This is a genomic window from Fictibacillus sp. EA-CB0309, from assembly GCF_055814265.1.
In genome coordinates, this window is the sequence record NZ_CP169271.1 from 2,632,075 (window position 1) to 2,658,029 (window position 25,955).

General features: G+C 39.6%; 18 protein-coding genes, 5 pseudogenes and 1 riboswitch. Of the genes and pseudogenes, 6 read left to right on the forward strand and 17 right to left on the reverse strand.

The genetic code is table 11. The features are described 5' to 3' along the window. Positions 1 to 32: 32 nt before the first annotated feature. A complete protein-coding gene (locus tag ACEWFH_RS14680; protein ID WP_473724575.1) occupies positions 33 to 917 on the reverse strand; it encodes a fumarylacetoacetate hydrolase family protein in 885 nt (294 codons plus the stop codon). A 192-nt stretch (positions 918 to 1,109) separates the two neighbouring features. Here ACEWFH_RS14680 and ACEWFH_RS14685 point away from each other — a divergent pair, with 192 nt between their 5' ends. Further along, positions 1,110 to 2,864 (forward strand): B12-binding domain-containing radical SAM protein, encoded by a 1,755-nt coding sequence (locus ACEWFH_RS14685; protein WP_473724576.1) that lies wholly within the window; start codon positions 1,110 to 1,112, stop codon positions 2,862 to 2,864. A gap of 35 nt (positions 2,865 to 2,899) precedes the next feature. On the opposite strand, the gene ACEWFH_RS14690 is transcribed toward ACEWFH_RS14685, so the two are convergent. From ACEWFH_RS14690 to ACEWFH_RS14705, 4 genes are all read right to left on the reverse strand, one after another. Beyond that, the gene (locus tag ACEWFH_RS14690; RefSeq protein WP_473724577.1) at positions 2,900 to 3,061 is read right to left on the reverse strand and encodes a hypothetical protein; all 162 of its coding nucleotides are present in this window, start codon (positions 3,059 to 3,061) and stop codon (positions 2,900 to 2,902) included. Between the two features lie 207 nt (positions 3,062 to 3,268). Next, positions 3,269 to 4,345 carry an efflux RND transporter periplasmic adaptor subunit gene (locus ACEWFH_RS14695; RefSeq protein ID WP_473724578.1) on the reverse strand — a complete coding sequence of 359 codons (1,077 nt, stop codon included), beginning with the start codon at positions 4,343 to 4,345 and terminating at the stop codon, positions 3,269 to 3,271. Between the two features lie 15 nt (positions 4,346 to 4,360). Next, positions 4,361 to 4,684 (reverse strand): hypothetical protein, encoded by a 324-nt coding sequence (locus tag ACEWFH_RS14700; protein ID WP_473724579.1) that lies wholly within the window; start codon positions 4,682 to 4,684, stop codon positions 4,361 to 4,363. After that, entirely contained in the window at positions 4,681 to 5,031 is a 351-nt protein-coding gene (locus tag ACEWFH_RS14705; RefSeq protein WP_473724580.1) for a hypothetical protein, read from the reverse strand. Before ACEWFH_RS14705 ends, ACEWFH_RS14700 begins: the two co-directional genes overlap by 4 nt. Positions 5,032 to 5,311: 280 nt before the next feature. Between ACEWFH_RS14705 and ACEWFH_RS14710 the strand changes: the two are divergent. The 5 genes and pseudogenes from ACEWFH_RS14710 to ACEWFH_RS14730 all read left to right on the forward strand — a co-directional run. Further along, positions 5,312 to 6,756, forward strand: a pseudogene (locus ACEWFH_RS14710) (spore germination protein). Continuing rightward, the gene (locus ACEWFH_RS14715; RefSeq protein ID WP_473724581.1) at positions 6,753 to 7,877 is read left to right on the forward strand and encodes a GerAB/ArcD/ProY family transporter; all 1,125 of its coding nucleotides are present in this window, start codon (positions 6,753 to 6,755) and stop codon (positions 7,875 to 7,877) included. Before ACEWFH_RS14710 ends, ACEWFH_RS14715 begins: the two are co-directional and overlap by 4 nt. Before the next feature lie 28 nt (positions 7,878 to 7,905). Beyond that, on the forward strand, positions 7,906 to 8,028 hold the full coding sequence (locus tag ACEWFH_RS14720; protein ID WP_473724582.1) for a hypothetical protein: 123 nt from the start codon (positions 7,906 to 7,908) through the stop codon (positions 8,026 to 8,028). Then, complete coding sequence (locus ACEWFH_RS14725) at positions 8,022 to 8,513, forward strand: Ger(x)C family spore germination protein (RefSeq protein WP_473727313.1); 492 nt, start codon at positions 8,022 to 8,024, stop codon at positions 8,511 to 8,513. The genes ACEWFH_RS14720 and ACEWFH_RS14725 overlap by 7 nt, the downstream gene beginning before the upstream one ends. 275 nt (positions 8,514 to 8,788) lie before the next feature. Then, a pseudogene (locus ACEWFH_RS14730) lies at positions 8,789 to 8,968 on the forward strand (Ger(x)C family spore germination C-terminal domain-containing protein); the annotation flags it as partial. A gap of 239 nt (positions 8,969 to 9,207) precedes the next feature. Here the strand turns inward: ACEWFH_RS14730 and ACEWFH_RS14735 are convergent. The 12 genes and pseudogenes from ACEWFH_RS14735 to ACEWFH_RS14790 form a co-directional block, all read right to left on the reverse strand. Beyond that, positions 9,208 to 9,720 (reverse strand): annotated as a pseudogene (locus tag ACEWFH_RS14735) (SbcC/MukB-like Walker B domain-containing protein); the annotation flags it as partial. Positions 9,721 to 11,642: 1,922 nt separating this feature from the next. After that, complete coding sequence (locus ACEWFH_RS14740) at positions 11,643 to 12,608, reverse strand: AAA family ATPase (RefSeq protein ID WP_473724583.1); 966 nt, start codon at positions 12,606 to 12,608, stop codon at positions 11,643 to 11,645. Then, positions 12,605 to 13,786 (reverse strand): exonuclease SbcCD subunit D, encoded by a 1,182-nt coding sequence (locus ACEWFH_RS14745; RefSeq protein ID WP_473724584.1) that lies wholly within the window; start codon positions 13,784 to 13,786, stop codon positions 12,605 to 12,607. Before ACEWFH_RS14745 ends, ACEWFH_RS14740 begins: the two co-directional genes overlap by 4 nt. Positions 13,787 to 13,802: 16 nt before the next feature. Next, positions 13,803 to 17,537, reverse strand: a complete 3,735-nt coding sequence (addA, locus tag ACEWFH_RS14750; RefSeq protein WP_473724585.1) for a helicase-exonuclease AddAB subunit AddA — start codon at positions 17,535 to 17,537, stop codon at positions 13,803 to 13,805. Next, positions 17,534 to 21,034 (reverse strand): annotated as a pseudogene (addB, locus tag ACEWFH_RS14755) (helicase-exonuclease AddAB subunit AddB). Before addB ends, addA begins: the two are co-directional and overlap by 4 nt. Before the next feature lie 142 nt (positions 21,035 to 21,176). Next, positions 21,177 to 22,250 (reverse strand): GGDEF domain-containing protein, encoded by a 1,074-nt coding sequence (locus ACEWFH_RS14760; RefSeq protein WP_473724586.1) that lies wholly within the window; start codon positions 22,248 to 22,250, stop codon positions 21,177 to 21,179. A 90-nt stretch (positions 22,251 to 22,340) separates the two neighbouring features. Continuing rightward, a complete protein-coding gene (locus ACEWFH_RS14765; protein ID WP_473724587.1) occupies positions 22,341 to 22,892 on the reverse strand; it encodes a GGDEF domain-containing protein in 552 nt (183 codons plus the stop codon). Beyond that, positions 22,841 to 23,284 carry a hypothetical protein gene (locus ACEWFH_RS14770; protein WP_473724588.1) on the reverse strand — a complete coding sequence of 148 codons (444 nt, stop codon included), beginning with the start codon at positions 23,282 to 23,284 and terminating at the stop codon, positions 22,841 to 22,843. Before ACEWFH_RS14770 ends, ACEWFH_RS14765 begins: the two co-directional genes overlap by 52 nt. Before the next feature lie 200 nt (positions 23,285 to 23,484). After that, positions 23,485 to 23,573: riboswitch (cyclic di-GMP riboswitch) on the reverse strand. A gap of 81 nt (positions 23,574 to 23,654) precedes the next feature. Then, positions 23,655 to 24,304 (reverse strand): annotated as a pseudogene (locus tag ACEWFH_RS14775) (protein kinase family protein). A 97-nt stretch (positions 24,305 to 24,401) separates the two neighbouring features. Continuing rightward, positions 24,402 to 24,761, reverse strand: coding sequence for a YhjD family protein (locus ACEWFH_RS14780; RefSeq protein ID WP_473724589.1), 360 nt, complete (start codon positions 24,759 to 24,761; stop codon positions 24,402 to 24,404). A gap of 16 nt (positions 24,762 to 24,777) precedes the next feature. Beyond that, positions 24,778 to 24,987: a WYL domain-containing protein gene (locus ACEWFH_RS14785; protein ID WP_473724590.1), complete on the reverse strand. Its 210-nt coding sequence runs from the start codon at positions 24,985 to 24,987 to the stop codon at positions 24,778 to 24,780. Positions 24,988 to 25,082: 95 nt separating this feature from the next. After that, positions 25,083 to 25,913, reverse strand: coding sequence for an STAS domain-containing protein (locus ACEWFH_RS14790; RefSeq protein ID WP_473724591.1), 831 nt, complete (start codon positions 25,911 to 25,913; stop codon positions 25,083 to 25,085). Positions 25,914 to 25,955 lie beyond the last annotated feature (42 nt).

Consider the following 25,955-nt stretch of genomic DNA (forward strand, 5'->3'; position numbering starts at 1 on the left):
ATTCCTCCTCTATGTAACTAGTTAATTCGACTTCATTCTACTATTTCATTACGAAGCGTCCCGATTCCTTCTATTGTAATTTCTATTGAATCTCCCACTTTCAAAAATACGGGTGGCTTCATTCCCTTTCCAACTCCTGCAGGTGTACCAGTTGCGATGATGTCTCCCGCTTCCAATGTCATCCCTTTCGAAAGTTCTTCGATCATGGTCGGTATATCAAAAATAAAATCAGACGTATTCCCGTTCTGTCTCACTTCCCCATTTACTTTTGTAACGATACTAAGGTTCTCTGGGTTTGGAACCGCAGAATGATGAACAACCCATGGACCCATCGGACAAGTCCCGTTCAAACTTTTTCCAAGTAAAAATTGCTTATGCTTTTGCTGAAGATCACGTGCTGTTATGTCGTTTATAATCGTATAGCCAAATACATATTTCATCGCATCATCCTTCGTAATACCTGTACCCGTTTTTCCGATAATAATTGCAAGTTCTCCTTCATAATCGAGTTGCTCTGTAACAGTTGAGTGTCTGGGAATACCTTCACCGTGTCCGATCACTGCTGTTGGCGCTTTTGAAAAAACCATGATATTTTCTGGAATATCTGCTTCACTTCCCATTTCAATCGCGTGATCGCGGTAATTTTTTCCTATGCAAAAAATATTTTTACTAGGACGGGGAATCGGAGCTAATAGTTTTATTTCGCTTATTAAATATGTATGTTTTTCTGCTTCTTCCACGTTGACAAGCTTCTCTGCTTTTCCTAAAAACCCATCACCAAGGGAGATCGCTTCTTGTAAAGTTGACGGGAAATCCACATTCCTGATACTTGCAAGGCCTGATAAATCGATAACTTGTTCACCATTAACAACTCCGATAAAGTGCTGCTCATTTCGTAATGCTGTAACAAATTTCATGCTAACTAAATCCTCCTCTAAAACGCTTTCACAGTTATTAGTTCTACTATATAGTGCCAGCCTCTGAACCGTAAAGAAATTTGCTGTATGTATCAGGGCAATTCACGTTTTTGATTCGTTTTAAAATATGGTAAAATAGTATGTCATCTAAAACGCCCTTTCAAAGGGTAACAATAATGAGGTTATCAAATTATGAAAACTGTACTAAGTACGTTAAATGCTAAATATATACACACGTGTCTTGCGCTGCGCTATTTAAAGGCATATAGTGAGCCTGAATTTCCTGTAACGATTCGTGAATTTACGATCAAAGACCCTTCTCTTAACATCGTAACTGATCTTTACAGCCAGGAGCCCGATGTCCTCGGATTCAGCTGCTACATCTGGAATATTGAAGAGACAATTAAGGTTATCCAAATGTTTAAAAAGATTAAGCCTGAAACGAAGATCGTATTAGGTGGTCCTGAAGTTTCTTACGATGTGGTGCATTGGCTTGAAAGCATTCCAGAAGTGGATTTTATCGTTGTAAATGAAGGTGAGGAGACATTCAAGCATTTGTTGACTCAAATTCAGAACGGTGCTGACTTTGATTCTGTAGCTGGCCTTGCTTACCGTAAAGACGGAAAGCCAAAGATTAATGGTCCGCGTGAAAAACTGGACTTGAAGACCGTCCCTTCTCCTTTCCGCTTTGAAGAAGATATTCAGTCTCTCTCAAAACGGATCACTTATTTTGAAACGAGCCGTGGCTGTCCTTACTCTTGTGCCTTCTGTTTATCATCGATCGAAGTGGGAGTACGTTATTTTGATCCAAAACTCGTTAAAGACGATTTGATCTTTTTAATGGATAATGGTGCGAAGATTATTAAGTTCGTTGACAGAACGTTCAACATTCGCCGTGACTATGCACTTGATATGTTCTCATTCTTAATTGAAAACAGAAGACCAGGCGTCGTTTTTCAGTTTGAAATCACAGCTGATATCATGAGACCTGAAGTCATCGAGTACTTGAATGAACACGCACCAAAAGGGTTGTTCCGTTTTGAGATTGGTGTTCAATCTACGAATGACGCTGTAAACGAACTCGTTCAACGCCGCCAAAACTTCGAGAAGCTTACTCGTACGGTAACAACGGTGCGCGACGGTGGAAAAATTGTTCAACATTTAGACTTAATCGCCGGTTTGCCTGAAGAAGATTACAATTCTTTCCGTAAAACGTTTAACGATGTGTTTGCTTTTGGAATCGAGGAAGTGCAGTTAGGATTCTTAAAAATGTTACGAGGAACAGGACTTCGACTTACGGCTGAAAAACATGATTATGTGTATATGGACCATTCTCCATATGAGATATTGGGAAATAACGTGTTAACGTTTGATGAGATCATCCGTATTAAACAAGTTGAGGATGTGTTGGAAAAGTATTGGAACGATCACAGAATGGATCATACGGTAAAATACTTGATTCATAACGTTTTTGAGTCACCGTTTGACTTCTTCCAAGAGTTTGGTACGTATTGGGAAACACGGGGCTGGTCTAGAATCGGTCATCAGCTGGAGGACCTGTTTAAACGTTTGATCTCGTTCCTACAGGAAGCTGCACCACATGCATTGCCTGTTGCTGAAAGCCTAATGAAGCTTGATTACTTAGAGCGTCAGCAGTTTAAGCCTCGTAAGCCATGGTGGGAGAACACACAAAACAAAGAAGAAACATCTAATGTTTTATCTGTGCTTGCTCAAAGTCCAGAACGAATACAAGGGTTTCCTGTTCTTTCTGAAAAAGATCTGCACAAGCATGCTTTTGTTACAGAAACAGCAATCGATCCATTGTCTGATGAGCTGCAGCCAAAAGATGAAAACTTCTTGCTGATCGCTTTGTTTGATCCTAAGCAGCAAAGTACAAAAATATTCAGCACACCAAAAGAAGCATTGCAAATTAAAAGGGACGCGTAAATCGCGTCCCTTTTTTGTTATATATGTTGTTTATTCTAGGTGCTTTCGAAATGCTTTTGAAAACCCTTTGTTGCTTTTGAATGTGGTTGATTTCCGCTGCAGGTTGCTCGCTTTCCGCGGGGCAGGCGGTGAGCCACATTTGTACGTTTCACTCTTAAGTGTCTCACCTGCCCGCCTGTCCCGCAGGAGTCTCGCACCTTGCGCTCCAATCAACTAGTCAATCAAGATATAGAGTAAACAAGTGAGCAATAAGCCTTAGATATAAGAAAAGTGGTTATTCCCGCTAAAGGTGCTTACTTTCCTCAGATGGCGAATTGAGTTTGATAAAAGAAAGCGGGGTCCTACCTATCCAACTGCAGTGCTAGCAGTTTTGTTCAATTAAGCACAACCTTTTAGAGACCAGCCTATTTTTTAAATACAGGCTGTCCTGAAACGTAAACTGGTGAAGGATTCATTACGATGACTTGACCATTTTTTAGTCCTTTTGTAATCTGCACATCACCTTTTTGCCCGATACCTGTGGAAACCTCTAACTTATACAATTTATCTTTTACGATAGTTAACACATACGTTTTCCCATCGTCTTTTAAGATGGCTTGCTTTTGCACACTAACCGCTTTTTCAGCTAGTTTTTCAGTTACGATAATCTTAGCTGTCTGGCCTTCTACCCAAGCTGCTTCCTCTTCTACTAGAACTGTCATTTTAAAGCTTTTGCTTTGATCAGCCGGTAGTAAAGTTTGAATGGTACCGCTCAACTTTTTGTTATCCGTTGACATGATTTGTACAGGTTCGCCTGTTTTAACGATAGCAGCCATATTTTGCTCGATTTCTGCCACTAGTTCGAAATTCCCTTGACCGACGATGGTTAGAAGCGGTCCTACAATGCCAACTCCATTTACTTCGGAAACAACACCGTCTGCCGGACTTTTCACTGATAGTTCATCCAGCTGTTTTTCTAAATCTGATATTTCATCTGAAAGCACTGAACTTTCTTTTTCAGCCAGATCGCCTTGCAATTCTGCTTCTGCTAATTCTTTTTGCATAGAGACTTTGGCATCAACACTGTCTTTTTCTTCATCAAAGTTCGAGAGCTCACTTCTCCATCTGCTTACTTCACTGGAATAATGGTCAATTCGAACATCAGCAGCTTCTTTATCTCTCTTTAAAGTGCGGATCTCGTTTTCAATCTCCGCGTTCTCATATGTAATAAGAGTTTGACCCGAAGTAACGGTCTCTCCTTTTGTCACTACTATTTCTTTTATCGTACCGAGAGAAGAATTTTCATAGATGTCAAACGTGTTCTTTGATTGAGCAACACCTGTTACTTCGTGTTTTTTAGTAAAGTCTTTTTGTTTTGAAAGGCCCGTCTCTAGCCTTGGCGCTTCAACCGCGGCAGATTCTTGTTTATCAAAAATCATCACGTTCATCACAATCAGGAGAAGAAGCATTAAAGCTGCAGCAATCCATTTAAGTCTGTTCATTGGCTTGTCTCCCCTTTATATCAGCTGTCCGCTGACTAATGCAGCATATAGCGAAAACACTAGAATAAAAAACACAGAAAATCCAATGGTTACAACTAAACAGTACTTCTTTTCTTTAAAAGATAGTTGTCTAAGAGCAAAATAGACAACAACCGAACCCCATATCGTAAACACATTGATCAAGTTCAGAATCTCTTGCCAAAAACCATGTTTAAAAAACAAGACTCCAACGAATCCGAAACCTAGCGGCTGAACAACTTCCTCAGCACCTGTTACAAATTGAAGTGGCAGTTCAAAAAGCATTCCGGTTAAAAATAGAATATATACCACAGTCATCACGTAAAAAAGTGCTTTGTAACCGATGTCACGGAAAAAAAGTATAAAAATACCGTTCCTGTCTGAATCGCAAGCAATGGAACGATTACACCCCATGCCCCACCCGCTAATGCTAGTAAATATCTAAGAAGCTCTTGTTCCGCTCCAGAAAGGTTTGCTGCTTCCACGAAAGATATCGTTTTAAATGAAGGAAACGCTGCAAAAAATGATAATGCATGAAGCAATCCACTTACGGCTAAGATCGCAAAAAACCTTATCCAAAATCCTTCTTTATCTTTCCACTCATTATAAAACGCAAAATATGTATTAGGCTTTGTTAAAGCAGGAATTAACTGAGCTCTTCCTGTCATGAGGCCTCCCCCTTCTCTCTCTTTATCAGTCTATGTTATCACAATTTTTTACTCATAATGACAATTTCTGACTCATTTAATAAAAAATATTATGATATCCGCATAATTACATTTTGGAAGCAAAAACTAAGCCAAATTATTGCGAATCGGGATGATGTTCATCATGACTTTCTTTAAGAAACCCAAAAAGTTAAAGCAAGAAGCAGCACAAGAGCAGAATGTAGGTACAAGTGAAGACACTAATAATGCTGCCGAAAACGAAACAGAAGAGAAGAAAACGATCGATGATGTATTATCACAGGTTAAAAAACCGTTTGGTTCCACTGAAGACTTAATCACTCAGATGATAGAGCTGCCTGCAGATGGAACACAAATTGCGTGTCTTTATATTGAATCCATAATTGATAAGAAACTAGTACAAAATCAGGTAATTAACCCGCTTTTTGAGATAAATCAAGACATCCTCCAAGAATCGTTTAATAAAATGGCGCATCTCGACCTGAAAAAGGAGACAGATTTTACAAAAGCTCAGTCCTTGCTCTTACAGTCAAATACGCTAGTTTTTACAGAAGACACTACTTGCTTTTATTCGATTGCCACACCCGTAAAAACAGAAAGGGATATTACCGAACCTGACAATGAAACAATCATAAGAGGCGCACACGATGGTTTCATAGAAAGCTTGTCCATCAATCTAGCCCTCATTCGAAAGCGTTTAAAAACGCCAAAATTGACGATTAAGTACTTAAGGGTCGGGAACGAAACGCATACTACGATTGCACTATTATACGTAGATAACGTTGCCAATCCAGATCATGTAAAAGAAGTGGAACGAAGAATTAAATCAATTGAAGCAGATGCCGTATATACACCAGGGAATATTGAAGAAAGTATCGAGGACAGACCTTTTAGTTTTTCCCACAGTTATTGAGCACTGAGCGTCCTGACCGTGTCGCAGCCAATTTATTGGAAGGGCGAGTTGCTCTAGTATACGATACTTCACCTACAGCACACATCATGCCTGTTAACTTTTTTACGTTCTATCAATCAGTAGATGACTACAATAAACGATGGATTATCGGTTCTTTTTTCCGATCAATAAGGCTTTTTAGCTTTTTTATCGCGATGGGTTTACCAGCCGTTTATATCGCTATCGTTTCGTTTCATTATGAAGTTATCCCATTCGGTTTAATCCTGTTGATTAAGAGTTCTCTGGAAGACATCCCTTATCCGCCTCTTTTTGAAGCGTTGCTCATGGAACTCACAATCGAATTGATCCGGGAAGCTTCTATTCGGCTTCCTACACGAATTGGTTCTACGATAGCAATTGTAGGCGGTCTTGTAATCGGGGATGCCGTCGTTAAAGCAGGTCTCGTTTCAAATCTCATGATTATTGTCGTAGCGATTACAGCAATTGCTGCTTATATCGTTCCATCTAATGAAATGAGTGCTGCTGTTCGAATTCTGCGCTTTCCTTTTATGATTGCAGCTGCAACGATGGGCTTTGTAGGAATCATATTTGGTATTATGATCTTGCTTTTTCACCTTTGCCGATTATACACATTTGGTTCTCCATATTTTGCTCCCATTGCACCCTTTAAATTTAAGGACCTAAAAGATTCCATTATCCGAGCTCCATTTTGGATTTTGAACAGGAGGCCACAAGATCTGCATACCAAACAAAGCAGTCTCGAAAACCATACTCGAAAGTGGGATAAATCATGAGCAGTCATAGTATTACACATAGACAACTGTTCTTTTTGATCATTCAATCACAAATTGGGGTTGGCGTCCTATCTCTGCCTTATTCACTGTTTTCAAAAGCGAAAATTGATGGATGGATCTCTCTTTTGCTAGCAGGGATTTTCATTCAGTTTTCCTTATTAGCCATTTGGAAATTATGTGACAGATTTCCCCGAAGCACGATATTTGATATCCTTCCAAAAATAATGGGTAAACAACTTGGCTTTGTATTTAATTTTATATACACACTGCACTTTGCTTTTATTTCAATACTGATTTTGGCTTTATATAACAGTGTAGTTGGGAAATGGATTTTATTTGCTACACCACATTGGGTCATTATTTTCATCATGGCTTTTACAGGGGCCTATTTCATTACGAGTACTCCAAGAGAAATGGCTAGATTTTTCACAATTGTAACTCCACTGCTATTAATTTTATTAGGGCTGATCTTATATGCATATACCGACGTACATTTGTTGTACCTTTTCCCTGTTGGTGAAGTCGGGATATCTACTATTATTAAAAGTTCATCAGATGCAATGGTGTCCTTGCTTGGCTTTGATGTTGCTCTCGTATTTTTAGCTTACACATCTGGGACGCCAAATAAAAAATTAAAAGTCATTTCATTTGCATCCCTTTGTGTAACTTTAATTTATCTATTCATTGTAGTGACGACATTTATGTATTTTAATCCGATGGAAATTGTGATTGTTCCTGAACCTGTTTTGTACATGTTAAAAGCATTTTCATTCACAGTTATCGAAAGAACAGATTTAGTGTTTTTATCTGTATGGATCATTTCAGTCGCTACATCCTTTATCAGTTATTTGTATATAACAGCAAAGGGTGTTCAAACTCTCTTCAAAATGAAAAAACACGAATCTGCAGCACCATTCATTGCGTTATTTTGTTTTTTAATCGCGATAATACCGAATGACAAACTTGAGATCCTAACCTGGAATAAATACATTAGTTTAACATCATTGCTGTTTTCAGGATTGGCCCCTATCTTCCTGCTTCTCATCGCTGTTATAAGAAAAAACAAGAGAAGGGAACGGCATCTTCATGAAAAAAATCTTTTATCTTGTTCCCATACTTAGTCTTTTGACGGGTTGCTGGGATCAAAGCATGCTTAATCAAACAAAGCTTATTACAGCAGGAGGATTTGATTATACAAAGGACGGAAAGGTAATCACAACTGCAGCTGTTCCCAAGCCGTTGCAACTGAAGCTGGGAAAGGAAATATTGTAAACCAAGTTTTTTCTGCATCAGGTTTTACAGCCCGTCAAAGCAGACTTCGATTAGATCGCCAGGTTTCAGAAAGACTAGAAGCTTCTAAAAATCAAATCATTGTATTTGGTGAAGATGCTGCAAAAAAAGATATTTATCACTTATTAGATGTTTTTTATAGAGATCCTAAATCAGCATTAAATGCAAAATTAGCTGTTTCAACAGGAAAAGCTTCAGATATAATCAGTACAGATTTTGAAGAGACTAAGAAGTCCACAGGTGTTGGGGAATATTTAAGGGACTTAATCCGAAGTGGCGAAGAAGGGGCAACCATCCCAAAGGAAAGCATACAAACGATTTGCCCTATAATGTTTGATCCAGGTCAAGATTTTGCACTTCCGTATTTAAAACCTGTTGGAGAAAAGGTTAAGTCAGTTAAAGTAAATGGAGTTGCTCTTTTTCGAGGTCATAAGATGGTAGGAGTATCCCTGAACCTTTATCTGTAGTTTACACGATGTTAACAGGAGAATCCGCCACTATTCAAATGTCTACTACAAAAAAATAGGAAACAAAAAAGATGAAGGTACCCTAAACTATGCCACTATTAAAGTAAAAAAAAATAAAAGACATTTTAAAGTTCTCGTTTCTCCAATAGGAGAAATTTCTGCTGAAATTAAATTAAAGACAAAAGTAGTAATTTCAGAGTATCCACAAGATAACTTAACGAAACCTTCTGAAATTAAAGAGGTAGAAAAAAATTAAGTAAAAATTCTCTAAGGATGCTCAAGAAGTTATTAACAGACTGCAGAAAATGAATAGTGATCCATATGGTGTCGGAAGAAAATTAATGGCTTTTCACTATCCGACATGGGAAAAATTGAATTGGACTGAAGAGTATCCTAAGATCAATTTTAAAGCTTCAATTGAAGTAGATGTAGTTGGTAGTGGGATTATAGAATAAATAAAAAGGCTTAAGGATTTTACTTAAGCCTTTTATTATTTGCTTTTAAAAGTGGTTGATTTCCGCTCCAGGTGCTCGCGTTCCGCGGGGCGTGCGGTGTTGAGCACCTTGCCACTTTGCGCATTAAAGGGGCTCACACCCTGCGCTCTATTCAACTTATTAAAGAAGAAGATAATTAAACAAATGCTTCTAAAGCAACAACCCTTTTAGAGAGGAATCCATAGAAAGGATAACAATTTTTAAACCTGATCGAGTCTGACCCTTGTTCCTCTGCCTGAATGCTCGGCTGGTTCTACAATTAAGCGTTTTGTTAGGCGTGCTTTTAACTCGGGTACGTGAGAAATGACTCCGATCGAGAAGTTTTCCATCTGTACTTTTTCGAGTGCCGTTACAACCGTATCGAGCAACTCTTGATCGAGTGTACCAAATCCTTCATCTAAGAAGAAGAATTGCAGCGGAAACTTCCCTCTTAACTGGATTTGCGCTGACAACGAAAGAGCAAGTGAGAGTGATGTCAAGAACGTTTCACCGCCAGACAAGGAAGTAACAGGACGTTTGATACCTCCATTTGCATCATCTCGGATAACGAAACCACCGCTGGAATCAACTTCAATGGCGTAGCGTCCTCTCGTAAGCTTCGACAACCTGCTAGATGCATCACGTGTTACATGATGAAGCTGCTCTTCTGCCATAAACTCCACAAAGGCATTTCCTCGAAACACACTTTGAAGTTTGCCCAACTGCTCCAAAAGATGAGAAACCTTGTCCTTTTCCTCTTGAAGTTCATTGAATCGTTTATGGTTTTTCTCAATCGTCATGTAGCTTTGTCTAGCTTCTCCAACTGCTTCTCGAGTATCATTTGTTTCCTGTTTTAACGTTAATAGCTGCTCTTTTGCATTTTGTAACTGCTCACTCGAAAGCAACTCAGATGGCAATTTTTCTTTGATCGCGTCAAGGGCGGCAGCATTTCTACTACATTGATTTTGATACTGAGTGATTTGCTGCTCCCATTCAACTTGGACCTCTTCATTTTTTAAACAGCTTTCAAATTCTTCATACGAAGCAAAATCTGATGAGCTTAACTGTTTGTTCCATTCTTGTTCTGCTTTTTCTTTTCTAGATTGAGCATCGATCAATCGCTGAACCACAGAATGATACGCTTTGTCACAGTCTAAATACTGTTGTTTTGCCATTTCATAACCTTGTTCTGCAAGTGAATATTTTCTTTTTAGATCGTCCAGTTGTTTTTCTATCTCTTCCACTGCTGCTTGAACCGTCTGATCGCCAATCCTTTTGTGAATTTTTTCCTTAAGAGCTTGAACTTCTTTCTGCAGCATCTCTTGTTGACTAGAGGAGACGTTCATCGTGATTTGCAATTGCGATTTTTCTTCTTTCGCCGACTCCAGCTTTTTTGTTTGCTGCTCCAAAAATTCCTCAGCAACCGTTAAACTTTTAATAATCTCAGCTTGTCGGTTTTCCCTTTTCTGAAATTGATTTAGTTCTTCTGTTAGCGTGTCTGGCTCAAAAGGAATGTCAGATTGGTTCCATTCTGTGAGAAGCTCCTCATTCTTTTCAGTTAAGAATGAAATTTGAGTCACTAATTTCTCTTTTTGTTTTATGCTGTTCTCAATCGTTGCAGAAAGACGCTCCGATTGTTTGTGCTCATCATCTAGTTGATTTAACAAAGAGTCTACTTGTTCTTCGAGCTGGATTCTGTCTTGCTGGATACCTTTGACTTTTGCTGTGTGGTTTTCAAATTCTAGAAAAGAAAACGCAATTTCCTTTTCTGTTTCATCGATCGTCATACTCTGATTTGATGCGGCTGTTTCTGCAGCTGCTAAATTCAGTCTGTTCCACACTTTTTGTGATACTTTTTCTAGCACTTCACTATAATGCTTCAACTCATGGTTTAGCCTCTTCAACACATCATAGGCAGTCTCTAACTCTGGAATTTTTTCACCATGATCTTCTGTGTCCTCCAATGTTTGTATAGGCGAAGGATGCACCGTTGAGCCGCAGACAGAACAAGGTTCGTTCTCTTTGAGTTCAGCGGAAAGCTGTGCAGCTAAATGATGGATTCGTGCTTGCTCTTGTTTATTTTTCAGTTCTTTAAGTTCATTTTGGAGCGAAGCGGTCAACTGCTCATTTCTGCGCACACTGTCCCAGATCTCTTCATATAAGCGCTGGATATTATTGGATAGTTTCTTTCCTTTATCAAAGCTTTCTGAAAGTGCGTTTTGAACACGTTTGTTACTTTGTTCAACTTCTTTCATTTCGCTTTCTGTTTCGTTCAACTCTTTTAAAAGCTTTTGGTGCTCTAAGTCTATATCTTTTAAACGTTGAGATAAAAGGGTGGCCTGCTGAAAAATGCTTCGATCTTTTTGAGTAACTTCAATCTGAGATAATTCTGTTTTTAACGCTGACTGTTTGTCTTTTCCTCGTTTTAGAATTTGCGTAGCATCGAACTCTGCTTTTTCGCTCTCTTCATAAGATTTAGCTAATGAGACATGTTTTTCTGCTTCGCTTTTTAATGCTAGTTCCTTGTTATTAAGCTCTTTTTCCCAATTCAATGCTTCTTTTAGACCGCTGCGTTTTTCAATGAGAATTGGCTCTTCGTGATTTCTTTTCTTCTTGACAGCTTCATACTTTTGTTCTGACTCTGCTAATAATCCCTTTAGGGTCTCTGTACGTTTCTCAAGTTGTTCTTGTTCATCACGAATCTTTTTTCTGCAGAAACCGAAGCGTTCCACTCATTGGCATACGGATAGATTTTATCCGCATGTACCGCACGTTTTAAATCGATTTGCAGGCGCTCCATTTCTGGCTGCAGCTTTTTTAAATCGTTTTGTTCTTTCAGCAGTTTTTCATTCTGAACTTGAGCTTCCCAGAACATTTCCAACGATTTTACGTTTTCTTCTTCTTGTTTCATACGCTCTGAGATCATTTTCAGTTTTTCTTCTTTTTCTTTTAAAGCAGCAGAAGCATTCTCTAATGATTCAGAAGAAGCTTCACCTAAACCAGCCTGCTCGGCTGAGATCTCATTGCTTCGATTCTTTTGTTCATCAGATCTTTTCTTTAATTTGTGATTTAACACATCACCGTATTTTTCAAGCTGAAACAGTCGCTGCAGCATCTGTCTCCGATCGACACCTTTTAATGATAGAAATTCAGCAAACTTACCTTGAGGCAGCACGACTGCGCGGGTAAAATCATCAATCGTAAGTCCGATCAGCTCTTGCACCAGGCGAGTGACATCTCTTTCTTTATCCGCATGAACGACAGACTCATCATTCACTGCTTCAATCAGCCTGCATGTACTCGTACGTATCGTGTGTTCTCCACTTCTTTTAAAAGAACGTTCTACCGTATATTCCTTTTGCTGAGCGCCCTCTCCTAATTGAAAAGAGAATGAAACGGAAAGCTTGTCTTCTGCCTGGTTCATAATGCCATATGTTCCGCCCGCTGCACGTTCTACTTTTCCATAGAGCGCTAGTGTAACTGCATCTAGAATCGTTGATTTCCCGCTACCGGTCGGTCCAAAAATACCGAAAACTCCACCTGAACAAAGATCATGGAAAGGAACAGATTGTGCTTCACGAAAACTTTGCAATCCTGAAACGGTTAATGATATCGGTCTCATCCTGCTTCCTCTCCTTCCGAGTCCTCTTCACCAACGAGATCTAAGAAAAGAGAGATTAATTGGTCATCCGGAACAGCTCCGCCCGTCTGCCTTTTATAAAAAGTGGTAAACAATTCGTCTACAGGCAGTTTTTGTGCAGAAACAGATATTTGCTCACCGAGCGTTTCTTTAAAAACAGGTTTAATATGAACAATTCCATCATGCGCCTTACGCAACCTCTGAATTTCCTCCATCGAGAGTGCGTCTTCAACATGAACAGATAAATCAATCCAGCAATTGTGATGCACCCCACCTTCAATACCCTTAAATACTTCTGAAAGCCCATTTTTCGCTTCCCAAGCTACAAGCGGCTTTCCAGAGCTTAAATAGATCTCTTCCACATTTGCTTTTTGGTTTGGTTCAACATCAATAATGGAGACCGATTTAGCTTGACCACTTTCAGAAAAACTGTAAGAAAGTGGTGACCCTGAATAACGGGCTTCCGTTTTAGCACGTTTAATGACTTGTGGTCGATGAAGGTGTCCAAGTGCTACGTATTGAGCAGATTTCGGAAGACTTTCAGCCGCTACCGTATACGCGCCTCCAATGTGAACGGGGCGCTCTGAATCAGTTTCTTTGCTTCCGGCTACATATAGGTGACTCATCGCGACATGCACGTTTCCTGGCTTAAAGTTAGACGTGATTCTTTTAAAATAAGAATCTACCCAATCATCATATTGACTTCTTACATCTAGTTCTTCTGATGATTCACTTAAAAGCATTTTAAGTCGAGATTCCGATGGATAAGGAAGTGCTGCAATTTCAAGCATCTGTCCTGAATTTCGAATCGGAACACGCTGCAATTCTAATGTGGGCAGTCCAACAAGCGTAATTCCAAGCTCCTTTGAAAGTGGAAACGATGCAGCCAGTCTGTCTGGATGATCATGGTTTCCTGCTATAGCGATAAAGGGGCTTTCTCCCTTTCTGCTGATTCTTGCAATCGTATCAAAAAACATTTGCTCTGCCGCTGCCGGAGGGTTTACCGTATCGAACACATCTCCAGCCATTAGTACAGCATCGATCTTTTCGCTTTTCACGATCTCTACCAGTTCGTCCAAAAAGGCTTGCTGTTCAGCAAGCCTGCTTCTTCCTTCCAATGAACGCCCGAGATGCCAGTCTGCGGTATGAAGCAATCGCATTGTAATCCCCCTTATTTCACTTGTAGAATGTGTCCACCGTCAAAAAGTAAAGATAACGTTCTTTGACAGGCTTCTTTAGTATTCTTTCTATCGCTTTTGAATAAAGCGTAAGCTGCATTTCGTAACGATTCAAGAGCGTTTCTTTCGCTCCAGAAAAGCCATCAGTAAAACGGTTTGTAATTTTATCCGTTTTATAATCAATTAATATGAAACCATCTTCCTCTTCAAGCAGGCAGTCAATTACCCCTTGCACAAGCACATGCTCTTCTTCACCATCCCAATTTCTTTGAATCTCAGACAGTGGAAGCGCCATGCTGAACGGGATCTCTCTATTAAAATTACCATTCTCTATGATTCTCTTACCAAGCGGCCCTTCAATAAACTGCTGAATTTGAGACAACTGAATGTTCTCGGCTTGTTCTGCCGTAAGAAGTTCTTTGGCTTCCATTTCTGCAAGCTGTTCCTGAAGCTCTTCTATTGATGATGATTTTGTAAAATCAATGTGCTGCATAACCATGTGCATAGCCGTACCGACTTCAGCAGCATTTAACTGAGTTTCTTGCATAAACCTAGGACGCTCATGAATTACTTGCTGAGCAGCTTTTACTAAATCAGTAGAGCTGTACTCATCTGCTTGATATTGTTTTTTGATTTCAGTTACAGATTGCTTTGAACGGGTAACTGTTGATTGTTTATGTGTATAACCCCATTCCAAGCGGCGTTTAATTTCATCAAAATGTTCACTGATAGAATCCACTGGTTCGTTGTTTTCAAGTTGAGTCAATAACTCTTCTTGCTTCTGCTTCTCATCAATCTCCAACTCTTCGTATTCACTTGCTGAAAGAATGGTAATCTTCCAATCGGTATCATCGATATAAACTTCGCCTCTGCCTCTTTCACCTGTTCCAAGAATAGAAAGAATCGGATCAGCGTTCCTATGGCGTATGACCGCTCTTCCAATCCAATCTAGATAACTTTTTACTCCAGCACGTTCAAAGTCAGGCAGCATCCAGTTTTCTTCGTAAAGAGAATCACTCCAGCTATCCGCAGATTTTTCAATATCATTAACCGTACCGACTAAATATATTTTTTCTTTAGCACGTGTAAGTGCTACGTAAAGCACACGCATTTCTTCTGCGATTAGCTCCATTCGCTTTCTGCCTGCTATTGCAAGCTTCGGTAGTGTCGGGTAAGCGACGCGGTATTCAGGATTGATGTATTGCGTTCCTAGACCAAGTTCTTTATGAAGAAGAACTTTCTCGTTCAAATCTCTTGTATTGAACTGTTTGTTAATTCCTCCTACGAAAACGATAGGAAATTCCAAACCTTTACTTTTATGAATCGTCATGACACGAACAACATCTTCCTGTTCGCCCAGGGCTCTTGCTGCTCCAAGGTCCTTGCCGCGTTCTTGCATTCTTTCAATAAAACGAAGAAAGCGGAACAGACCCCGGAACGAAGTACTTTCATACATTTTTGCCCGTGTATACAGTGCTCTTAAGTTGGCTTGACGCTGCTTGCCTCCAGTCAGTCCTCCAACATAATCAAAATAACCTGTCTCACGGTAGATGTCCCATATAAGATCAGCAAGAGATCCTTGGCGTGCTTGATGACGCCACAATTCCAACTGCTGCAAAAACCGCGAAACCTTCCCTCGAATTTCAAAATTCTCACCTTCTGAAGAATATAGCTCGACTGCTCCGAGGTAATTGTCTTGTTTCTGCTTCAACCTCACTACAGCAAGCTCTTCACCAGTCATGCCTACAAGTGGGGAGCGAAGAACAGCTGCAAGCGGTATGTCTTGTAAAGGGTTATCGATCACTTTTAAGAGTGACATCATGACATGAATCTCGGTAGCGTCAAAATAACCAGTCGAAAGTTCAGCATAAGCAGGAATACCTTGTTGTTTAAATTCTTCTAAAATGACAGGCGCCCACACAGACGTTGCACGGAATAACATCACAATATCTTTGTACTTAGCTGGACGCATCGATTTCGTATTTTTATCAAAAACAAGATGAGGAGAGTCTCCTGTCGTTCCCACAATTTGTTTTATTTTTTCTGCTATCACCCTTGCCTCAAGCTGAACGGTTTCAAGTTCTGATTTTTCCACTTCACCGCTCTCAAGACCGTCTTCATCTACAACAGGCTGACTTTTATTAATTAAGATCAGCTCAGGTTCATTGCCATCTTGCTCTGGATAATAGCTCGCGCCAAGCTTCAGTTCTGCATCCTCACTATATTCGATCTCTCCGACGGTTTCGTTCATGATTTGTCTGAACAAATAATTGGTAGCTTGCAGGATGCCATTTCGGCTTCTAAAGTTTTTGGCTAGATCAATTCGTAATCCACTGCCGCCTTCTTTTGTAAACTGCTTATACTTCGATAAAAATAGAAGAGGTTCAGCAAGACGAAACCGGTAGATTGACTGTTTCACATCACCAACCATGAACATGTTCCCACCGTCTCCATCTTTAGACACTAAACGAACAATGGACTCCTGCACAAAGTTTGTATCTTGGTATTCATCAACCAATACTTCTACAAATCGATCACGGTATTCCAATGCTGCATCTGAAGGCACTGGGAAATCCATCGTTGATCCTTCACCTTTTAATACGTGAAGGCAATAATGCTCCAGATCACCAAAGTCAACAAGCGACTTTTCCCGCTTCGCTTCACGATATCTTTGCCCAAATGTTTTTACTAAAGAAGAAAGTTCCTTTACGATCGGTGCCATCTCTTCAATGTGGACGATATAAGAATCAGGATGTCGCTCAAAATATTCTCCTTTAAGAGCTCCTGTTCGTTTCTTAATGGTCTCCCTCATCGATTTGACTTTATTCTTTAATTCTTCATCCACATCTTTTCCGCGAACTGCCTTTAACTTAGGCGGAGCGTATGTCTGAAATTCTTCGTACAGCTGATTCCAGCTATTCTTTGCGCCATACAGCCTGTTAATGAAAGCTAGATCTTCTTGCAGCGTTTCTGCATAAGCAAGAGGACCTCCTGATAGATGTGCTAGTTCAAGTGCTCTATGTGCCAATGCACGAAGCCCTTCTATCTGTATTGAAATATCAACCAATAATTCTTGCGTCCAAAGAAGTTCATCGATCGAAGATGCTTGCACTTGGTACGTTTCCGCCATTTGATCGAGCCACCCGTCAGGATCAGGATGGCTTCTTGCAAAATCATAAAGAGATAGTACAAGCTTTTGAAGTTCCATATCATTTCTGTCAGAACTGTACGCGTCAACCACATTATAAAAAATATGGTCTTCTCCCTTGCTGTACTCTTCTTCAAAAAGATCTTCAATCACTTCTTGACGAATAAGTTCTGCTTCCGTTTCTTCTGCAACGCGAAAACCAGGATCAAGATCGGTTTCATAATAATGCTTGCGAAGCACTTCAATACAAAAAGAGTGAAGTGTAGAAATAGAAGCTTTGTTTAATAGATTCAGCTGCCTTCTTAAATGAAGAGAAGAAGGGTTTTGCGACAATTCTTTATCAATCGCTTCTCCTATTCGTTTTCTCATTTCAGCTGCTGCTGCGTTCGTAAACGTAACGATAAGCAGTCTGTCAACATCTGCAGTCTTTTCGCGGATCATCGTAATGATACGTTCTACGAGAACCGCTGTTTTACCAGATCCAGCCGCTGCTGCGACAAGTACATTTTCTCCTCTTGCTTGAATTGCTTGCCACTGTTCGTCCGTCCACGTGGCACCTTCGGGTTTAGGAATTAATGTTTTCAATTGACGGTTCCTCCTTCCTCTTGCATTTTTTCTAAGATGACTTCATCTTTTTCCGGGCGAAGCTGGCGATATTGATTTTCTTCTAGTGTCTGATCAAACTGACAGACCGGTTTATACGAACAAAATGTACAAGGTGTTTTTTCTTCATTTCATATGGGGAGATGTCAATAACACCACTTGTTATGCCAGCGCCGCTATTCACTGCCATTTTTCGGGCATGCTTTCTCATCGTGTTAAAATGGTCGGCTGTAGCAACGGAAGAATGCGACTTATGAAATCCTTTTTGTGTTAAAGCTACAGGGATGATGGATGATCGGTCCTCCATCGTACTGTCCATAAGGTGAACGGCTTCTTGCTCAGCAAGTACAAGACCTTTCATCTTAAATTTCTTCAGCACTTCTTTTTCTATCTCTTCCACACTAAGAAGCTTCTTTTCGTTTAGAATCGGATTATGGACATGGAAGTATAAAACACCTGCAGGCACGGATTCTTCACCGAGCCAGTTTTGTGAATGTGTTACTGCTACATCCAGATACGTTAACATCTGCAGTGCGATTCCATGATACAACTCAGCTAAGTTCAGTCCTGATGAACTAGATTTGTAATCAATAACACGCATAAGAAGTCCTTTGGAACTTTTCGCAGTGTCCACACGGTCAATACGTCCGATCACTTCCATTGTTGTTCCGTTCGGTAATTTATAGATCAGCGGCGGCAATGTTCCACCAGCTCCGAATGCAAGTTCAAGACCAGCAGGCGTAAATCCACTCGCCTTTGCGTGCTGGCTTAAAATGTGCGAAGCCTTCCCGACTACTTCTTTCAGCTTCTTCTTTATATAAAGATGACGGTTAGAACTTAACAAAATCTCATGCTGAAGCTGTGGTGCAAGCAATTCTACAATATCGCCTGCCAGCCGGTAACAATCACCTTTTGAAAGATCGCTCCAAGATACTCTTCTTTGCTGAAGTGCATCATTCATTTGTTTTAAAGCAGCATGAAACAATTGCCCAATATCAGGTGCTTCGAGTTTGTACATCTGACGCTCTCTTAGTTTTAATCCATACGACATAAACTGTGAAAACGGACATGACTGAAATAGCTCCATTCTAGAAATACTCGTCAAAATCTTTTCACCATACAGGTCCTGTGAGACAGAAGAGCTTAACGGTGCTTCACGGTTAAAATAAAACAGACTTGATAAAGCTCTTGTAGCATAATGGCCGTATTGGTCATCTGTTATGACCCAGTTATAAACATCCCACCAAACGGGAGAGATCGGATACCCTTTTTTCCATTCTCTCAGCTGTGTACTCAAAAAGGAGACGCTCTTTACAGGGTGCTGTACAAAATCAATATCCTCATGAAGAGCTGGTTCATTATGATAAAGTTCTTCCTTTAACTTTGGAAAAAGATCACGCAGCCGCTGAATAACCATTGATGGTTGAAGTGTTTTACCTTCCTCATCAGCGAGTGCATACGAAACAAACAAATGGTCACTGCCATTTGTTAACGCAAGGTATATCATAAATTGTTCATCAAGCAGCTTTCTTCGTGCTGTAGGCGCAAGAACAATCCCATTTCGTTCAAGCGCTTCTCGTTCATCTTCTGATAACAAACCATCATCCTTTGGCTTAAGAGGAATCACACCATCGTTTACACCAAGCACGAAATTAACTTTTACATCGGTAAATCTTGATCGCTCCATCGTCCCAACTAACACTTGGTCTAACGACGGAGGAACAAGGGCAAACTTCATACTCTCAAGCCCAGTTTCAAGCATCTGCATCCACGTATCTTTTGACAGTTCTTCTTCGCCCGTTAACTCTACCATTTCATCAAGCAGACCTAACACCGCATTCCAAACCTGTCCATGTTCTGATGCTACTCTTAGTTTTCCGGAAGATTCTGCTTGAAGTCTTAACCGCTCAAGTTTCATCGGGACATTCAGATCTTCTAAATACTGATAAAGTGTTCTACAATAATCGATAACACTTTTGCTAGTTGAAAGGCCTTTTGATAGACGGCTTAGAGGCGACACAATCATGTCGCGCAAATCATTGATCAGTTGTTCTTTTTCATCGTCGCGACTTGTTTTCCCAAAGTCTTCTGACTCAAATCCTCTAAACCTTTTATATTTCCATGGTTTTGGATCTGTCCACCTCTTGCCTTGTATGCCGAGCGCTAATACATAGTTTTCAAGTTCATCCATACAGCGTCTCATCTCTGAAGTGGTCTTTCTGATCTCATCAAGCGGATAGAGCATGTCTGTTTTAACCGCACGAAAAACGGCTTCATACCGCCAATTTTTTAGAACAATATCTAAAGAGGAACGAATAAGTTCAATGAGCGGATGATGAAGCATGGACTTTTTTGATCAAGGAAAACGGGAATTCCATAGTCTGAAAAAACGGTCTCAATAAGCGTCTGATAGGTGCCAGCGTTACGAACCGTAACAGCTACGTCACGATATCTATACCCATGATCTCTTACAAGCTCAACAATTTTTCTTGCTGCACCTTCGACTTCTGACCTGATATTTACAGCAGCTGCAACATGAATTCCATCAGAATCCGATGATTGAACGGCAGGTCTTCTGTCATATTGTTCTTCAATATGAGCGATCGCCCGAGAAGTGAATTTAGGATTTTCGTGAAGGAAGATAGGTTCTTCCAATTCCACACCTAGTTCTTTCGCTTGCTTAGTAAGAACTTGAATGGTCTTCTTTGTCATGTAGAACGTATCAAGCTCATGCAGAGCTGTTTCTTGTTGAACAGATTCATCTGTTGTAAGTGCAATGGTGACTTTTTTGCATGTGCCATTAAGCCTGCCACAACTTCAAGCTCTTGAGGCGTAAAAGAATGAAATCCATCTATGTAAATTTCGCTATTCTTAATACTCAAAGCGGTAGGCAGCTTCTCTTGAAGCAATCTTAAATAATCTTCAGAATCCAGATATTTCCCAGCGAGTGCTTGTTCGAGTGCACCTGAAATAATGCTGAGATCTGATAGTTTATCTTGAAGTACCTTCATATTATTCTCTTTTTGACCAAGCGAAAGCAGCGTTTCCGCATTCCACGTAAGGTCTTCTGAACTCACACAATAACGTTTCAGCTCTGTTGTCATCAACTCAAGCAGTTCGTAAAATCCGCTTTGTTCTGATGCTTTCCTGAAAATTTTCAGTTCTTCTTTTTTGTGTTCAACGATTTTCCGAAGCATCATTCTTATGCCTGTCGAGGTAATATGCATTCTTGTCATGCCCCCGGTCTCACCAAGAACACGCCAAGCTAGTCTTGAAAAACTAAACACTTGCGCACGCATCATTCCTGATAATCCGGGAGTCGATGCAAGCTTGTATTCTGATTGAAAGGTCATCTGATCTGGCACGAGATAGATGATCGGATTTCCGGATGGATTTTCTTTAAGTTTTCTTTGAATCTCCATAAAGACAGAGTGGGACTTTCCGCTGCCGGATCGTCCCAAGATATATTGCAAACTCATTATGTTCATCCCCTGTTCCGCGCATAAATTCTGTTTCTATTATCTCATAATCTAGTAAGACGGCAAAGGCAAGTATACTTAAAAACGAGCACATACAGCTGGTATTTAAAGGATAGCTCTTAATATAAAAAAAGGAAAACCGCTACATCATTAGCTGATTTTCCTCGATTTTGATCGTATCAAGTTTCAATGTGTTTCTTCCTGCTGACTTCGCTTCATATAATAGCATGTCCGCCCTTTGGATTATTTGAGCAGGTTTTTCGCCAGATGAATAAATGGCTATTCCGTAACTCAAAGTGATTGGTAACGGCTCGTTTTCAATTGTATATGGAAATCGCTTTAAATGACTGTTGACGGATTCAATCATCCTTTTCACTTCAGTTTCGCTAGCTGTATGTAGAATCCAAGCAAATTCTTCTCCGCCATACCGATAAGCTTCTCCGTCTTTTAAAGAGATATACCGTTTGAATGTTGATCCCACGAGTTTCAGTACTTCATCTCCAATTAAGTGTCCATGCTGATCGTTAAAATTTTTGAACCGGTCAATGTCACAAAGTACAAGAGTAAAGGGCTTATTTTGTTTTGTTTTTTCTAATACATCTTCTTGGAACTTTCTGTGGTTAAGCAACCCAGTTAAATAGTCTTGTTCAGATTGAAGCTGATACATGTTCTTCTCAAGATAGTGTTGTCTTTCTTTAGATGCGATGATACCTCCGTATAATGCGATCAGCCATAAAAAACAGCTCTTCATAAAAAAGTCAAAGGAAACCATAGTATCTTGATAGCCACCGTCTCTTATAAAAAAGAACAGTATGGCACTAAAACTTGCTAATCCTAACAAAAATGCACCTTTTAATCTCCAATAGAGGGCCGCATGGATAACAATCAAATAACCGACAGAAACAAACGGACTCTCTGCTCCTCCAGATAGCTGCATCAGCCAAACATAAGCAATATAGTCAAAAACGATGCCGCCCCTTGTAAAAAAGCGGTAGTACGCGGATTTTTCATGACACTTATGTAATACGATCTGCGTTGACGTCATGTATAGTATTCCAATCGCCAAAAGGATTGGGAACGTATCTGTTTCATAGTTCAATACATTTGAAATAGGAGTATAGTAAAAGATAGGGATGCAAAGAACTAAAAAGAACCACCGCAATAAAGAAGATATGTTTTCAGATCTGTGTTCAGTTATTACAAACAATTCTCTCATGTAGTCATCTTCCTTCGCGCTATGCTATATTAGGAAATTATAGCACACGGTTCCTGTATTTTACATAAATCAATTTTTCTCATTCCATCTTTACGTTTCACACGTTTTGACTTCTCGTTTGTTGGTATACATCCGTTCATCAGCCAGCTGAAGGTAATAATCAATGTTTTCACATGCATCGGAAAGAAGTTCTATCGCACCGTAAGCGAGTGAGATCGATTTGTTCCAACCCATCAATTGACTCTCCATTTTTTCCACAAGGATATATGCTTCCGCTTCTGTAATTCCCGGCAGAAGAAAGACAAATTCATCTCCTCCAAATCTGAATCCGGAAAACAGTTTTAAGCGTTTAGAAAGCTCAGCGATTTGCTGAAGAATTTCATCTCCTGCATGATGACCATACTCATCATTTATTAGTTTGAAATTATTAATATCAAACATAACAAGTGTTAGCGGCAGTTTAAGTTTGTGTGCTTTCTCCAGCTCTTTTTCTAAACAGTCATAGAAATAACGACGGTTATAAAGGTTGGTCAACGGATCACGGATACTAATTTCTTTTAAATCTTTAAATTGCTCTGCTGAAAAACCACTTAAGAATCCAGTAACGGATCGATGCGATATACGGTTCCACCTGTCCAGCATGAAAAGTTGAACAAAAAGCGATTCATTCTTCGTTTCTTTTTTACTTGCTGCAGCACAGATTCACTGATGCTGGTAGTAAAGCAAGCAAGAGACTGATGCGGAATTCGCTGATGTCTCAAAAAATGAATTCCAGACCGAAAAGCTTTTTGCTCAGCTTGCTTCAAGAATAATTCAAAACGTTCTTCCGGAAGAAAAACCGCATGAGTAATTCCCCGTAAAAACTTCACTAATATCTTTTCGTATTGCTCAACAAAACCGTTTAGAAACGTATGAAAGTCATCATGTTGTCTGAGATGCTCTTTGTGAGTATGTATCATGGTTGGAATAGACTTCATAAATCTTGTAAACAAGTTTCTTTTGAGTGTGCGCAAGTCTAGTTGGAAGTTTTCCATTTCTGCAACCCCTCAAATCCTGAAAAATTACATACAAAAAGCCATTACCCGAAAAGGGAATGGCTTTTATAATGTTTGATAAGCGTCGAATCTCTTTGTCAGTTTCGTTCCTAAGATGCTCAAGTATTTAAAATAAAATACTAGCCCTTATGAAACACACTTCCTCGATTCCTAGCTATCAAAACATTAATCCGCTTCCCTTTGGCAACCGGCTGCCATTGCATGTTTACCATACTTTAGGCCCATAGCTTTGCGTCCCAGCTTTTCAACTGGTTTGCCCTTAATAACAAAGGTTTCTATTGATTTATAGATATTATATCCTATATAGGTAATTTGTGCCAATGTTTTACATAGGTATATTATCCTATTATTAACCGTCTTTATTTTTGGATATTTTTAACTTTCTATAGTACCTATACCCTACGCGCACAAAATTTAAAACAAAATAAGGAATTTTTACAGGTAAATAGTAGAGAGTCTTTTTGTAAAAAGTAAAGTATGCTTTACGCAAGTCTTCCCACTTACGGCAATCTTCCCTTTTATAAAAATCAGATACATCCACAATAATTCCTCTATTACCCGAGATCATCACATTCTTTCCGTGTACATCACTAGGCTGTAATCCTTTTTCCCTTGCATATCTCAATGCATTATCAATGTCATAGATCACATGCTCAGGTATTTTGATTCCTTTATGCACACAGTCATAAAGCGTAATACCCTGGATTCGTTTTAAAATCAAGAACCTGCTTTCCGTATAATAACAAACAGAAAACCCGGGATGATCGCCTAATCGTTCGTATACTTTCTTCTCATCCAGCAGACCGTGTTCGTCCCTGCCATAAATTTTCACGACATAAGCAGGATATTCAGGATGAAAAAAACAGCCGCATAATTTCCGCAGCCTAGCATTTGCCAAGGATGCGGTGTATTTACCGGACATACTGGATCAAACGGACTTTGGCTTTCAATCATGATCTCTCTGTTCAATTGTCTGGCAAGCTGAATAAAGTGTTCCATTCGGTTCCTCAATTTCTAATGATTTACTATCATCATATGTTTCTGCATTCATTGTATACAGTTGGCATTAAAAAGGAAACCTGAATGCCTTCCTGACTTATTCCGCTGCCACGTGAAGATATGACAGCATAAGCGTTTCTGCTTTGTTTTTCAAATGAACGTTTGGGAACCGCATTATTTCACGATAGCCTCTAATGAAGATCTCATATTCAGTAATATCTGCTTCACGCCGTCCATCCATCACCTTTATTCTTCTTTTTCGCAGTTCAACTCTTACATCATATAAATCTTTACTAATTTGATTCATAATTTGTTCAATTAATGCGACGTATGGCTGTCTCAATTTAAATGGAGAGCCGTTAATAATTTGGAGGTCCCGATTAAACACTGAGAGTAAAATCGGATACATCACAAATTTCTCAATGAGCGAACGCTCTTCTTCGCTTCCATATTGCACGACTATTCCCCCAATCTTAAGAAGGCAAAAAACGAAATTGTACAGATAGAATATTCCTTAATTGAAAAGTCCGGATTTCTTTTCTAACTGAACAGTAGCCTTTAATCATGTCCCCATCGAAAGAGTATGGAATTACCAATCGATGAGAGATATCTCCTTTTCGCGAAAGATAAATCATCTCAACCGCAGCTCTTTCTTGGATGCATCTCATTAACATGTTAGTCATGAAGCAACCTCCTTTTTTATTTATTATATGCGAACAAACGTTCTTTTAATACAAGAAAAAAATACCTATCTAAATAAGATAGGTATTCTTGATATCTACTTGGTTTGGAGACCAATTCCCATCGCCTCTAGTTCTTGATACAAATTACCCGCAATGGAAAATCCTTCAAAACTGATTCCCAGGGAAACGACCGTCTGGGCTAATTCAGGCCGCATACCGCTTAACGTTACCTTTACACCTAGGAGCTTAAGCGAATTAATCACTTTGAATAAGTTATGAGCCACCATCGTATCGATGACTGGAACTCCAGAAAGATCGATAAATAGGTGCTCAACCTCTAGTTCCATACATTTCTGAAGTGATGTTTCCATAATTAATTTAGATCGGTGAGTATCAATCGTTCCAACAAGAGGAAGAACGGCGACCGATCTCGTCAATCTAACAACTGGAACAGAGAGTTCTTCAATGGCTTCTCGGGCCAATCCGAGTACTCGGTTATTGTTTTCTACATAAGCTACACTAAAAGCATGCACGGTTTCATCTAAGAACGGATCAATGATTGATGCTGCTTTTAAAACAGTCTCCACTGCAAACTTTTCATTGTTAATTTCGTTTCGAATAAACTCCCAAAGCACGATTCGATAAAACCTCGTACTGTTTAAAGCCGTATCTAAAGGCACTTCGTACTGAACGGCAAGTTCACCATTCTTCCTTCCCCACTTGATAAATCGTTCTTCGCTGGCTTTGTAATCTTCATATAGTGCTTCTCCAAAATATGTGAATAATTCACCACGAAGTTCTTTCACAAAATCTGTTAGAACGGGCGGATTTTCACCATGCTGTACTCGAACCTCATCAATCTTCTTCGCCAGATCATATCTACTTTCAATGATCTTTTTCCCCAATTCCTTCAATTGGCGCTCCATTTTAACTATATCCCCCTATGTAAACAAAAAATGATTGCATAC